This is a genomic window from Bradyrhizobium sp. CW1, assembly GCF_023100665.1.
Lineage (GTDB): Bacteria > Pseudomonadota > Alphaproteobacteria > Rhizobiales > Xanthobacteraceae > Bradyrhizobium > Bradyrhizobium canariense_D.
Window position 1 is genome coordinate 885,001 of the sequence record NZ_CP064684.1, and the last position, 13,643, is coordinate 898,643.

The following is a 13,643-nucleotide window of genomic DNA, read 5'->3' on the forward strand; positions in this document are numbered from 1 at the left end:
CGCGAGCTTTCGCTTAGCCCCGCAAACATCGCCGCAACAAAAAGCCCCGGAGACATCTCCGGGGCTTTCGCCGACGTCACGCCTCGCTCAGGCGTCTTACGTCCGTGTCCGCATCCGCATCATGAAACTGTCGAAGCTCAGCTCGGCAATCTGCATCCAGGCCAGCGATTCTCTACTAAACCTCTACTCTCACCGCTGTCATGCCCCGGCTTGACCGGGGCATCCAATACGCCGCGGCGGATGCGATGAGAGCGAACTCTATAACGCGGGTCTCTGGATACTGGATCGCCCGGTCAAGCCGGGCGATGACACCTTTGGTGACGCGATCTTTCGCTTAACCCCGCCATCCGCGCCCCAACAAAAAGCCCCGGAGCCATCTCCGGCGCTTTCGTCGTTTCTGACCCCACGCGTCGCTCAGCGCCTCACGTCCGTGTCCGCATCCGCATCATGAAGCTGTCGAAGCTCAGCTCGGCCACCTGCATCCAGGCCAGCGATTCGCTGCGGAAAGCCGTCAGGCTCGCATACATCTTGCCGAAATGCGGATTGGTTTTGGCGAGATCGGCGTAGATCTCGTTGGCCGCGCCATAACAGCTCTCCAGCACTTCCTGCGGGAACGGCTTCAGGATCGCGCCGGCCACCAGCAGACGCTTCAGCGCCGGCGGATTGACGTAGTCGTATTTGCCGGTCACCCAGGTGAAGGTATCGCGCGACGCGGCATCGACCGCGGCCTGGTAGTGCTTCGGCAGCGTGTTCCATTTGTCCAGATTGATGATGTTGTGACCCTGGCCGGTGCCTTCCCACCAACCCGGATAGTAATAGTACTTCGCGACCTTCACGAAGCCGAGCTTCTCGTCGTCATAGGGCCCGACCCATTCGGCGGCATCGAGCGTGCCCTTCTCCAGCGCCGGATAGATGTCGCCCGCCGCGATCTGCTGCGGTACGCCGCCGACCTTGGCGATGATCGTGCCGGCAAAGCCGCCGACCCGGAATTTCAGCCCTTTGAGATCGTCGATCGACTTGATCTCCTTCCGGAACCAGCCACCCATCTGCGCGCCGGTGGATCCGGTCGGAATGCCGATGGCGTTGTATTCCTTCAGCAGGTTGTTGATCAGGTCCTGGCCGCCGCCCCACTGCAGCCATGAAATATGCTGGCGCGTGTTCAAGCCGAACGGCAGCGACGTGCCGAACGTGAAGGCGGGGTTCTTGCCCCAGTAATAATACAGCGCGGTGTTGCCCATCTCCACCGTTCCGTTGGCGACGGCGTCGAGCACCTGCAGGCCCGGCACGATCTCGCCGGCGGCGAATGGCTGGATCTGGAAACGATTGTCGGTGATCTCGGCAACGCGCTTGGCGAAATACTCGCAGCCGCCGTAGAGCGTATCCAGCGCCTTCGGCCAGCTCGCGGCGTATCGCCATTTGATCTCGGGCATCGACTGCGCGATCGCCGGCGCAGCGACGGCACTGGCGGCGAGGCCCAATCCGCCTGCCGTCAGGAATTTACGACGTTCCATGCGCTTCCCTCCGTTAAGTCGATGCTTCGACCAGGGACCGATCTTGGTGTCGTCTTGTCTTCGTCGACGCTCGACGTTGTCTGTTGAGACGTTGTGGCGTTTCCGAACGGCCCTTGCGGGCACTCGAAGATGGAATTCCGATCGTTGCGGTTCCGCGGCGAGGATGACCGGGCGCTTCGCCGGAATCAAGTCTCATGGGCGCCTCGCAGGTGCGAACGCCGGCCTGACGCAAGTCGGGCCTGCAAGCGATCTGCTATTCGGTCATTCAAAAACTAGGGAGGCTCGCGCATGACGGGCAAGAAAATCGTGGTCGCCGGAGCGAGCGGTCTCGTCGGCAATGCCGCGTTGCGACACTTCGGCGTCTCGGGCGGGTGCGATGTCATTGCCCTGTCCCGGCGGAAGCCGCGCGACCTCTACGGTGCCCGTCATGTACCGATCGACCTGACCAGCGCAGCGGATTGCGGGCGTGCCGCCTCGGAACTGAGCGGCGCAACGCATCTGATCTACGCCGCGCTCTACGAGGCGCCGCAGCTCGTCGACGGCTGGCGCGACCCGCAGCAAATCAAGACCAACGATTTGATGCTGCGCAATTTGATGGGTGCGCTCGAGCCTGTGGCGCCCGGCCTCAGGCACGTCGCCCTGCTGCAGGGCACCAAGGCCTATGGTGTCCACGTTCGCCCCTTGACCGTGCCGGCCCGCGAAGGCCGCTCCGAAATGTACGAGCAGCCCAACTTCTACTGGGCGCAGGAAAACTTCTTGCGCGACCTCCAAACCGGCAAGGCTTGGCATTGGAGCATCCTGCGGCCGGTGCTGATCGTCGGTCTCGCCATGGGCGGCGCCATGGACCTGATCCCGCCGCTCGGCGTCTATGCCGCGATGCTGCGCGAGCAGGGCAGGCCGCTCGACTACCCCGGCGGCGCTCCGCGGGTGGGGCAGGCCGTCGACGTCGATCTTCTCGCCCGCGCCATCGCCTGGTCGGGCGAGGCCGAGGCCGCGCGCAACGAGGCCTTCAATGTGACCAATGGCGACGTCTTTACCTGGGAGAACATCTGGCCTGCGGTCGCCGATGCACTGGAGATGAAGCCGGGCAGGCCGGTCCCGCTGTCGCTCGCGAGGGAATTCCCGAGCTGGGTCGCTCCCTGGGATGCGCTGCGGCGCAAGCACGACCTAGCATCGCCTGCGCTGGCCGAATTCGTCGGCCTCTCGTTCCAATACGCCGATTACAGCCTGCGCTATGGCCACACCGAATCCGGTCCGCCCTCGATCGTCTCGACCGTGAAGATCAACCGCGCCGCTTCACCGAGATGATGGATACGGAAGACATGTTCCGGAAGTGGTTCAGGCAGGCAAAGCAAGAGCGACTGCTTCCCTGACCGAGAGCCAAAGCGGATACGTCCGGGATCGTTGCCCAGGTCAGACTGTGACCCGGAGCGGTCCGCTGGCCGAGCCGGTTCGAACGGCTTCAGATCTGGCTTATCTGAGCGTGTGTCGCAACCACCGTGAGGGACGGACATCACCTAGGACGGCGATCCTCTGTAGCGGCGAAAAGTCGACTTTCCACAGATCAAGTTCAAACAACTCGTCGCGCTGGCCGAGGTTCAGCGCGACCGACACCAGCACTCCATCGGCATCGTCGAATTCGCATTCGCCAATACATCGGCCGAAACGCCGATCTGCCGCGCCGACAAAGAGAAGGCTACCCATCCCACCGTCGTTCATTTCCTCGACGAGCCCAAAATGGTCCTGCAAGGGCGAATGCTGACCTAGAATAAAGGCAACCAGATCACGCTCTGCGGGGGTGAGTGGGCGTGGCATCTTCTTTCTCGTAGCGGCTGGCGTGCATTGGCTCTATCACGCTGCGAATCCTTATTGATCCAAGCTAGGTTGGCTCGTTCAACAATGTCAGCAGAGAACGAGCTTTGACTAAATCTGCAGTGGCAAGTCCCTCGGAGAAACGAACGTAAAGGGGCGCTAGCAGCTCCCGTGCCTCACCGATACGCGACTGCTTCTGCATCAGGGATGCCAGAGTTGTCGCCGTCCTGAGCTCCCAGGATATTGCGCCTTGGCGGCGTGACCACTCGAGAGAGTGATTGAGGTGCGCTTCGGCCGACACGAGCGCCTCCGCGCCACCTTGATTGAGCGCCAGGATACCCTTGATGCGCAGCAGTTCAGCGACGAACCAGCGGTCCTCGTTCCTTTCCGATTGAGCCAGCGCCCTTTCGATCGTTGTATTGGCTCCGCGGTGATCGCCGATATCAGACTCACCGAGTGCGAGATTGCCCAGAAGGAATAAATAGCGGCTTTGAAAGCCGGTCGGGGGGAAGCCATTCAAGCCTTCGCGAAGCAGGGCAAGGCCCGCAGCGGTGTGGCCACCCTTCATCTCCAGAATACCAGCATAACAGCGGCCCCATACTCCCATTGCTCTGAACGTCGCTTCTCGATGAAGCATAGTTGAGATGAGCGCTTCCGCAGCATCAAAATTGCCGATCTCAAGCGCTAGAGGGCAAGCGCCGAAGGCAATCGCATAGAGAAGAGAAAAATCGTGTCCAAGTGCCGTCGCATGATCGAAGGCGTGTTTGCCGACCGCGGCTGCCTGGTCCGGAAAACCCAACAACCAAAGCGTTTGGCTGTAGTACGTTCGGGCAGCCACATGTTGATCAAACTGATATCGCAGGGCGTGCATTTGCCCTGGCGGCGCGACGTAGCCTGCCAGCATTTTTTCCAGATGTCGCCGGGCGCCGGCTTGGTCCCCTAGAATGTGCCGCGTCACTCCCAAAATCCGCTCTCCGACGAAACGATCAGCGACATCGATAGCGCCATCAGGCAGGTTGACGAATTTTTCGGCGATCTGCAGTGCACCGGGGAAATCGCCTCTTAGGTATCGCCCTATCCAGAGACCCCATAAGCTCCTCAGCTGATATTCGTTGTCGTCCAGTTCTTCAGCCAATCGGGATACACGCAACCACGCATCGTCGATGATCGCAGCGTCCCCGGTCGATTCCATATGCGCAACCGCCAAAGTGAAGAAGAGGCGGAGCTCCCGGCGCGCGTCACGACCCAGCTTTTCGTCGATTTGGAAAACCGCTTGCTCTGTCTGCTCCCGACATTCGTCTATGAGCATATGATGAATCCAGACCGGTGCGGCAGCGGCCGTGAGGTCGAGCGCTAGCAGCGAATCACCAGACTTGCCATGCGCCCAGTCGAGGGCAACGCGGATCTCATCGATCGGCCGACCATTAGTGGCAACCGATGCTTCGGTCAGATTGTTGCTTCCTGCCCCTTTCAGGGACCGAACGAGCTTGGAGGCAGACGCATTTTCGCTCTTCCGGAAACCGGACAGCTCGACCCCAATCCGCTCGAATAAAGTTAAATGATAGACAGCATGACGGCGAGCAACGAGGTTTGCATCATCGCTTCTGGCCAACTTTTCCTGCACATACCCGCGGGTGGTATCCAGCAATCGGTATAGCGGGATGGCGAGACGAGCGTTCGCTGTCAGAAGTGACTTGGCGGCAAGACTGGCAACGGACTCGATCACCTGCGAATCGTCCAAATCATCTCCGGCCGCGATCGCGAAGGCAGCCTCGATCGTAAACGGCCCAACGAAAACAGATAGTCGGCGCAGGATAATCTGCTCAAGCTCCGGCAAAAGATCGTAGCTCCAGTCGAGCGTTGCAGCCAGAGTCTGGTGTCGCGGCAACGCCGTTCGCCGGCCTCGCCAGAGCTCGAACTTGTGGTCGAGGAGCCGCAAAACGTCATGGACTCCGTAAGCGCCCACACGACCAGCTGCGAGTTCGATTGCGAGGGGGATTCCGTCGAGCTTTCGGCAGATCTCGGCCACGACCGGTGCATCGACGTCGTTGAGTATGAACTGAGGCTGACTTGCTGTAACGCGTTCGACAAAAAGCTGTACTGCAGCGTATGCCATCGCCTCTCGTGCATTGGGACCCTCAGGCGGAAACTCGAGGGGAGCTATCCAATGAACGTGCTCGCCTCTGACCCGCAAGGTTTCACGGCTTGTTGCCAAGATGTAAACTTGCGGCGTTTCCTCGAAGATGGTTTCTGCCAGCGCAGAAGCCGCCTCAATCACACGCTCGCAGCTATCGAGCACCAGCAAAACTCGGATGTCTCGCAGTGCGGCCAGAAGGCCGGGGATAGGATCGCGATCGTCAACGGCAAGTCCGAGCGCCGAGCCGATCGTACCCGCCACGAGATGCGGATCAGAAAGTGAGCCCAGGTCAATAAGGTGAACCAGATCGGCAAACTCTGTAGTGAGTTGGTGGCCGACAGATATTGCCAGAGTTGTTTTTCCGATCCCGCCCGGACCGACAATGGACACGAATCGTTCGGCCATAAGATGCGAGGAGATCGCTTGCACGGCGTCGTCCCTGCCAATCATCCTGCCAAGGCGATTCGGAAATGTTGAGCGTCGACCCGATTTTGCGATTTCAGCAACAGGCTTGAGCGTTCGTGAGACAGGCGCCACGAAGCTATACCCTTGTCCTGGCACGGTCGTGACATACGTCGCTCCGGCCTCTCCATCGCCGAGCACCTTGCGCAAGCCCGCCATATGAAATCTAAGGCTACCCTCGTCGACGGTGACGCCGGCCCAAACCCGAGCTAGCAGAGTCTTCTTGCTGACAACTTCGCCAGCATGCTCGACAAGAACTGTAAGGATGTCCAAGCTACGGGCGCCCAACTGAAGTGGTACACCCGATTTTTCTAGACGTCTCCGCTCCGGGATTAATTCAAAGGGCCCAAAAGAAAAACTTTCTTTCGCGAGCCGATCTTCATTGACGACCGAGCCCACCATCATCATGCGTCCAACTGGTTGTGCCGCGCGAGCTACCTTGTCATGGTTGCCACTGAAATCAATGGACTGGTGAAGGCGGCGGAACTCAGCAGAGCATGTTCGCCCCTCTGTCGCGCACATGTGGCGGCCAGCGGACATCGCTCAGTCCGCACCAATAAATCTCGATTTTATGAGTACAGGGCCTACTCTGCGCTAATGAACGCCGCTTCCATGGCCTTCCGCGTCCTGATCGTCTCGTTGCCCGCGTCGAACTCGACATCGCTCCAGCGCACGATCTCGCCATGGGCGACGTCGTGCTTCAGCCTCACGCGATGCGCCAGCCCGATAGGCAGCGCGCCGGCCTTGAGGCTCGCGGCCGCCGGCAACAGCTTGCCCCACACCGTGTAGCCGCCTTCGCCGTCCAACATCTCGCCGGCGCGCAGATTGCGTTTTGCCACGGCGGCGACGTCGCCGCGGAAACCATGGGGCTGCCCGGTCGGCTCGCCCCGCAGCGCGGCCGACAGCACCGAGATGTTCAGCTCGAGGCCGATCAAATGGTAGGGCTTGTACATCGCCGCGTACCGTCCGCTGCCGTCGGTCTTGAGGCCGTATTGCCTGAAGCAGTCGGCGGCGTAGTCGTTCGGCGCCTCCAGCACGACGTAGACGCCCCAGCGCAGATCGCGAAACACCGGCCTTCCATCGCGCTCGAGCGAGGAGACCACCTCCACGACGCCCGATCGCTCCAGCACGCCGCCCTTGCTGCCCGGCCGCATGATATGCGGCAGGTCGTCGACGCCGCAGGGTGGAAACAGCAGGCCCTCCGCAGGCACGTCCAGTCCGCAGGCGTTCGCAATCGCGGCCATCTCGATCGCCGATTTGGTACCGTCGAGGAACGAGTTGAACATCTGCGGATTCATCCCGGCCGATTGCGCCTCGCCCGCGGTCAACCCGTAATGCTGCCAGACGCTGTCGGGCGTCACGTCGTGATAGGCCGGCAGATATTTTGTGCCTTTGCCGGCGGCAACCACATGAAAACCGGTGGCGCGCGCCCAATCCACCATTTCCGCGGTCAGCGCCGGCTGGTCGCCATAGGCGAGCGAGTAGACCACGCCGGCCTTGCGGGCTTCCTGGGCGAGCAGCGGACCGGCAAGCACGTCGGCCTCGACATTGACCATCACGATATGCTTGCCGGCCGCGATCGCCGCGCGGGCGTGTTTGATGCCGACGGCGGGATTGCCGGTCGCCTCCACCACCACGTCCATCGCGCCGCCGGCGATGGCGCGCGCGCCATCATCGGTGAAGACGGTGGCGGCGATCCGCTCGGCGCTCCAGCCCACCGTGCGGCAGGCCTCGCGCGCGCGGTCGCGATCGATGTCGACGATGATGGGTACCTCCAGCCCCGTCGTGTGCGGCACCTGCGCCAGGAACATCGAGCCGAATTTGCCGGCGCCGATCAGCGCCACACGGACGGGCTTGCCGGCGGCAGCGCGGGCCTGGAGGAGGCGGAAGAGGTTCATGTTGTTACCCGATCAAGTATGGTGGTCCGGACGCGGTGCAGCGCCATAAGCGCGTTCACGCGCGTCTTCGACGCACTATGGCGCTACTCCGCAGAGCCGGCACCCAGAAAGAAAACTATCCGTGTGGTATGGGCCCGGCTCTGCAGCGCACCGCTTCGCGCTGCGCTGCGTCCGGGGCACGAGAGTGTCCTACTCCGCCGCCTGCCGCGGCGCACGGGCGAGCCGCACCAGTGCGTCGTCCTCCACCGTCTTGATCGGCGCAAAATCGCGATGCGCGATGTACTCCGGCCGCGTCGGGGTACGGATGTAATTCGAAACCGCGTTCAGCGTCAGGTACACGATCTTGCGCGGATAGGGCGTGATGTTGCCGGCCGAGCCGTGCACGAGATTGCCGTGGAACATCAGCATGCCGCCGGGCTTTCCCGTCGGCGCAACGATGCCGCCCTGCTTGACCAGCCGCGTCACGGTCTCCTCGTCCAGCGTCCACAGCGGATAGGAGGTCGTCGCGAGGTCATGCGAGGCCTTGAGGTCGCCGGCGTTCTGGCTCTGCGGTACCAGCATCAGCGGGCCGTTGATCGGCATCACCTCGTCCAGGAAGATCGCGATGTTCATCGCGCGCGGCTCGGGCATGCCGTCGTCGCGCTTCCAGGTGCCGTAATCCTGGTGCCATTGCCAGACATCGCCGGTGAAGGCGGATTTCGCGTTGATCTTGAACTGGTGCATGTAGACCTGCTCGCCGAACAGCTGCTCGACCGGGCCGATCATGCGCGGATGAGCACCCAGAATGCCGAACGCCTCGTTGTAGAGATGCGCGGCAAAGGCGGTGCGTGGCGCGCCGCTCTTCTCGCGCCAGACTTCCGGCCGGTTCGTGTCATAGATGCCGACCGCCTCGCGCGCGAGGAGATCGACCTCCTCCGGACTGAACAGTTCGGGCAGGAACAGCCAGCCCTCGTGGTGGAAGAACTCCAATTGCTCCTGGGACAGTTTCACGGCGCGTCCTCCTGTTTTGATTTGTTGTCGCTCGTCTTGGCCGGCCATCCACGTCTTGGCAGTGGCGGTCGCTACGCCGCCGCCTCTTCCGTCGCCCTCAATCTCTCCTCAGTCATCCGTCCCGCCGTCTGCGCGTGCGCAAGCGCCGCACGTTCGGCCGCCTTCGCATCTCCTGCGAGAATATGTCCGGCAATGTCGGCATGCTCGGCCCAGGCGCTGCCGCGATAATCGAGCTCCGACAGCACCGTCGCCATCGAGCGGCGCATATGGGGCCATTGCGGCGTAATCGTCTCCTCGATCACGGGATTGCCGGCGAGCCGATAGATCGCGCGATGAAACGCGACGTCGAGCGCGATCAGCTCGGCGAGCGTGGTCTTGCCATCGATCCCGCGTCCGGCGGCGAGCGCCGCCTCCAGCCGCGCGCGTCCCGCCGCATCGCCTGCGCGCTCCGCTGCCAGCCGCGCCGCCAAGGCATCGATTGCGCCGCGCACCTCGTAGAGCTGGCGGATGCGTGCGGGATCGAGCTGGGTGACTTCAAAGCCGCGCCGGCCGCTCTCGGCGACAAGTCCCTGCCGGTGCAACAGGTGCAGCGCATGCGACACCGGCTGGCGCGATACGCCGAGCCTGTCGGCGAGCTCGTTCTGCCGGATGCGCTGGCCGGGCTGCAGCGTGCGGTCGGAGATTGCCTCCAGGATCCGCGCATAGACCTGGTCGATCAAGTTCGGAAGCGGGTCGAGAGGGATCACGCCGGCAGCTCCGAGACCATGAGAGGGAATACGGAATTCCGTATTCAAGGATACGGCGAGGGGATAAGGGCGTCAAGCGCGGCCAAGGGGGCGTCCAGCCTCATTTCGCGCCACCTAAGTCATTGATATTGCTGGGCTCAGCTACTGTGCATGGGGTTGTTTTTGAGGAAAAAAGAGTGTGAGGCCACTTACTCCGCCAAAAACGCGTCCACCGCCTCGCCGAACTCCAGGGGCGCCTGCTCGAACATCCAGTGGCCGGCATTGGGGATCACGGCTGTCTTCGCCCCGGTGATGTGCTCGGCCAGCACACGCCACATCACCGACAGGCTCCCTGTCGTCGCCCCGCCGCCGATCAGGAGTGTCGGGGTCGTGATCGCCTGCGCGTCCGCGAGCGTGTAGGGCCTGCGCTGCTCGTTGATCTGGCCGAGGAAGGTGATCGCGTTGTCGCGCAATTGCTGCTTCGCCGCCGCCGGCACGCGCCGCCACGAGCCGTCGCCTTCGATGCCTTCGTAGAAGTTCTGCAGCGCGCCCTCGATGTCGCCGGCGCGGATCATCTCGACCGAGCGCGCCGTGCGCGCCGCCAGCGGCGGGTGCGCGGGCGTGCCTGCGGGCACCGGCAGGCTCGCATCGAGATCGCCGCCGGGTTCTGCAAGCACCAGCTTTCGCAACAGATCGGGCCGCGCCTGCGCCACGCGAAAGGCGATGTGACCGCCGCGCGAATGGCCCATCAGATCGACCGGCGCGGGTTCGACCTGCTCGATGAAAGCGATCACGTCAGCGACGTGCTGGGCCATCTTGTAATCGTCGCCGACGGCATCCCAATGTTCGGGAAAGAAATGCCGCAGGCTGACCGAGATCACGCGATGCGATTTCGACAGCGGACCGAGCACGGAGTACCAGGTGCGGAAATCGCCGAGCGTGCCGTGCACGCAGACCAGCGGCGGCCCCTCGCCCACTTCGAGATAGGCCATGTCGTAACCATTGACGCGAAGTGTCTGCATGATCAGCCCGCCAGAAAATCCAGCACCAGTTCGGAGAATTTCTGCGGCGCCTGCTCGAACATCGGGTGCGTTGCGTTTGGGATGACCGCCGTCCTGGAATACGGCACATGCGCCGCGAGCGCATGCAGCACTTTCGGCAGCAGGCCCTTGGTCCGCGCGCCCAGGATGAACAGCGTCGGCATCCTGATGGACTCCGCGTCGGCCCTCGAGAACGGCGGGCGGTTGTCGCGGACCTGGCCGATCAGCGTGAAGGCGTTGTCACGCAGATTCTGCTTCACCAGGGCCGGCAGCCGCGGCCAGGTGCCGGGCCCTTCCAGCGTGTCGACGAAGACTGCAAGGCCGCCGTCGATGTCGCCGGCCGCGATCTTCTCGGCCGAGGCCGTGAACCGCGCCAGCAACGGCGAGGGGCCGCCGGCATAGTCTGGATCGAGGCTCGCGTCGAGCTCCCCGCCGGGCTCGGCCAGCACCAGCCGCCGGAGCAGGTCCGGCCGCCGCTGCGCCACGCGGAAGCAGATGTGCCCGCCGCGGGAATGGCCCATCAAATCAACCGGGCCGAGGTCGAGCTCCTCGATGAAGGCGATGACGTCGTCGACATGCTGGGCGATCGAATAGGTGTCGCCAACGCCATCCCAGCGATCGGGGAAGAAGTGCCGCAGGCTGACGGCCATCAGCCGGTGCCGCTGGGACAGCGGACCGAGCACGCAGCCCCAGACACGAAAGTCGTTGAGCGAACCATGCACGCAGACCAGCGGCGGCCGCCCTCGGTCTTCGCCCACGTCGAGATAGGGCATGTCGTATCCGTTGACGTGGAGGCTTTGCATTCTGGGCTCGCAAACAGGGAAGGCGGAACTCCTGTGCAAGATTCCCGGAAACCGGGTGGATCGCAACTATTTCCAAGTCTAGATTTGAGCTCAGTTCACATTGGGGCATGCGAGGGGAACGCAAGCCAAGGACGAAGTTATGACCGACCAGCATTTTGCCCTCTTCGACAGCAAGATCGGCCTTTGCGCCATTGCCTGGGGTCCGCGCGGCATCAACGGCACGCAACTGCCGATGGGCGGTGAGCAGAAGATCCGCACCCGCATCAGCCAGCGCCATGCCGATGCCAGCGAAGCCGCGCCGACCGCCGAAGTACAGCAGGCGATCGACCGCATCACAAAACTGCTCGCGGGCGAGCCGGATGACCTCACCGACATCCCGCTCGATCTCGATGGCGTGCCCGACTTCAACCGCGGGGTCTACGCGATCGCCCGCACCATTCCGCCGGGCAAGACCGTCACCTATGGCGACATCGCCAAGCAACTCGGCGGTGTCGAGCTGTCGCGCGACGTGGGCCAGGCGCTCGGCCGCAACCCGTGCCCGATCGTCGTGCCCTGCCATCGCGTGCTGGCGGCCGGCAACAAGCCCGGCGGCTTCTCCGCGAATGGCGGCGTGGTGACGAAGCTGAAGATGCTGGAGATCGAAGGCGCGCTGGTGAACCACACGCCGAGCTTGTTTGATTGAGGCGATGACGCCGCTGGCTAGATCTTCGCCGCCGCCATCGGCCAATATTTGTCGCGCAAATGCCGCTTCACCAGCTTCCCAGTGGGCGTGCGCGGCAGCTCGGCTTCGAAATCGATCGAGCGCGGGCATTTGATCGTCGAGAGGCGGCTCCTGCAATAGGCGATCAGGTCGGCCTCGAGCTCCTTGCCGGCGCGCTTGGGATCGTGCGGCTGCACCACCGCCTTGACCTCTTCGCCCATCTCCTCGTTCGGCACACCGAACACGGCGACGTCGGCGACCTCGGGGTGGGTGATGAGCACGTCCTCGGTCTCCTGCGGGTAAATGTTCACGCCGCCCGAGATGATCATGTAGGACTTGCGGTCGGTGAGAAAGAGAAAGCCATCCCTGTCGAGATAGCCGACGTCGCCGAGCGTCGACCAGCCTTTTGCGTTATAGGCCTTCTTCGTCTTCTCGGGATCGTTGTGATAGGCGAAAACCGGCGCATCGGCGAAATAGACCGTGCCGATCTCGCCCGTCGGCAGCTCCTCATCGTTCTCGTCCAGAATCTTGATCTTGCCGACCACGGCGCGGCCGACGCTGCCGCGGTGCTCCAGCCATTCTTTCGAGTTGCAGACGGTGACGCCGTTGCCTTCGGAGCCCGCGTAATATTCGATCAGGATTGGCCCCCACCATTCGATCATCTTGGCCTTGACCTCGACCGGGCAGGGGGCGGCGGCGTGGATCGCGCCCTTCAGTGTCGAGACTTCGTAGCGGTTACGGACCTCGTTCGGCAGCTTCAGCATGCGCACGAACATGGTCGGCACCAGCTGCGCCTGGGTCACCTTGTACTTTTCGACCAGTTTCAGGAAATCTTCGGCGTCAAAGTGCTCCATGATGATGGAGGTGCCGCCGAGCAGGACAGCCATCATGTTGAAGCGCAAGGGAGCGGCGTGATAGAGCGGTGCCGGTGAGAGATAAATAGTCTCGGCGTTCATGCCGCACATGCTGGCGCAGAGCACGCGCAGAAACGCGTTCGGCTCGTCGATCGGCTTGCCCTCGAAAGCCTTCTTGATACCCTTGGGCCGGCCCGTGGTGCCCGACGAATACAGCATGTCATAGCCGGCAACCTCGTCGGCAATCGGGGTTGTCGGCTGTGCGGCGGCTTCCTTGTCGTAGGAGCGGAAGCCGGCTTGCGGCTCGTCCATCATGTAGAAGACCGGCTCGCCGGGCGCACCCTTGATCAGCGTCTTGATCTGGTCGGCACATTTCGGTGTCGTGATCACGACCTTGGCGCCGCAATCGGCGATGATGTAGTCGATCTCGTCCTGCTTTAAATAGCGGCTGATCGCGGTGTAATAGAGCCCGCTGCGTTGCGCAGCCCAGCAGATCTCCATAAAGGCGAGGCGGTTCTCCATCAGCAGCGCGATGTGGTCGCCGGCCTTCAGCCCGAGCGAGCGGAACAGGTGCGCGCCCTGGTTCGAGAGCTCGTCGAGCTCGCGATAGGTAATCGCCTTGCCGGTCCCGGCCATTTGATAGGCGATCTTGTCGGGTGTGGCGCGGGCGTGGATGGAGGGGTGTGTCATGTCTCTGTTTACGCGGCTGGG

The 13,643-nt window shown here is 62.8% G+C and carries 11 protein-coding genes; 2 read left to right on the plus strand and 9 right to left on the minus strand.

The annotated features are described in order from the left end of the window. Positions 1 to 422 precede the first annotated feature (422 nt). Entirely contained in the window at positions 423 to 1,511 is a 1,089-nt protein-coding gene (locus IVB54_RS04180) for an ABC transporter substrate-binding protein (RefSeq protein WP_018453275.1), read from the minus strand. 288 nt (positions 1,512 to 1,799) lie between these two features. Here IVB54_RS04180 and IVB54_RS04185 point away from each other — a divergent pair, with 288 nt between their 5' ends. Then, complete coding sequence (locus IVB54_RS04185) at positions 1,800 to 2,819, plus strand: NAD-dependent epimerase/dehydratase family protein (RefSeq protein WP_247777078.1); 1,020 nt, start codon at positions 1,800 to 1,802, stop codon at positions 2,817 to 2,819. Positions 2,820 to 2,984: 165 nt separating this feature from the next. Here IVB54_RS04185 and IVB54_RS04190 read toward each other — a convergent pair whose 3' ends face one another. From IVB54_RS04190 to IVB54_RS04220, 7 genes are all read right to left on the minus strand, one after another. Continuing rightward, complete coding sequence (locus tag IVB54_RS04190) at positions 2,985 to 3,326, minus strand: hypothetical protein (protein WP_026232500.1); 342 nt, start codon at positions 3,324 to 3,326, stop codon at positions 2,985 to 2,987. Positions 3,327 to 3,390: 64 nt separating this feature from the next. Further along, on the minus strand, positions 3,391 to 6,462 hold the full coding sequence (locus tag IVB54_RS04195; RefSeq protein ID WP_247777079.1) for a winged helix-turn-helix domain-containing protein: 3,072 nt from the start codon (positions 6,460 to 6,462) through the stop codon (positions 3,391 to 3,393). Between the two features lie 44 nt (positions 6,463 to 6,506). After that, complete coding sequence (locus tag IVB54_RS04200; protein ID WP_018453279.1) at positions 6,507 to 7,820, minus strand: Gfo/Idh/MocA family oxidoreductase; 1,314 nt, start codon at positions 7,818 to 7,820, stop codon at positions 6,507 to 6,509. Between the two features lie 189 nt (positions 7,821 to 8,009). Further along, a complete protein-coding gene (locus IVB54_RS04205; RefSeq protein WP_018453280.1) occupies positions 8,010 to 8,810 on the minus strand; it encodes a phytanoyl-CoA dioxygenase family protein in 801 nt (266 codons plus the stop codon). Between the two features lie 71 nt (positions 8,811 to 8,881). Next, positions 8,882 to 9,556, minus strand: a complete 675-nt coding sequence (locus IVB54_RS04210) for a GntR family transcriptional regulator (RefSeq protein ID WP_018453281.1) — start codon at positions 9,554 to 9,556, stop codon at positions 8,882 to 8,884. Between the two features lie 188 nt (positions 9,557 to 9,744). Next, a complete protein-coding gene (locus IVB54_RS04215) occupies positions 9,745 to 10,557 on the minus strand; it encodes an alpha/beta hydrolase (RefSeq protein ID WP_247299307.1) in 813 nt (270 codons plus the stop codon). Positions 10,558 to 10,559: 2 nt separating this feature from the next. Then, on the minus strand, positions 10,560 to 11,378 hold the full coding sequence (locus IVB54_RS04220; protein ID WP_026232502.1) for an alpha/beta hydrolase: 819 nt from the start codon (positions 11,376 to 11,378) through the stop codon (positions 10,560 to 10,562). Between the two features lie 139 nt (positions 11,379 to 11,517). Between IVB54_RS04220 and IVB54_RS04225 the strand changes: the two genes are divergently transcribed. Further along, entirely contained in the window at positions 11,518 to 12,060 is a 543-nt protein-coding gene (locus IVB54_RS04225) for a methylated-DNA--[protein]-cysteine S-methyltransferase (RefSeq protein ID WP_018453282.1), read from the plus strand. 17 nt (positions 12,061 to 12,077) lie between these two features. Here the strand turns inward: IVB54_RS04225 and IVB54_RS04230 are convergent, their stop codons facing one another. Continuing rightward, the gene (locus IVB54_RS04230) at positions 12,078 to 13,622 is read right to left on the minus strand and encodes an acyl-CoA synthetase (RefSeq protein WP_026232503.1); all 1,545 of its coding nucleotides are present in this window, start codon (positions 13,620 to 13,622) and stop codon (positions 12,078 to 12,080) included. Positions 13,623 to 13,643 lie beyond the last annotated feature (21 nt).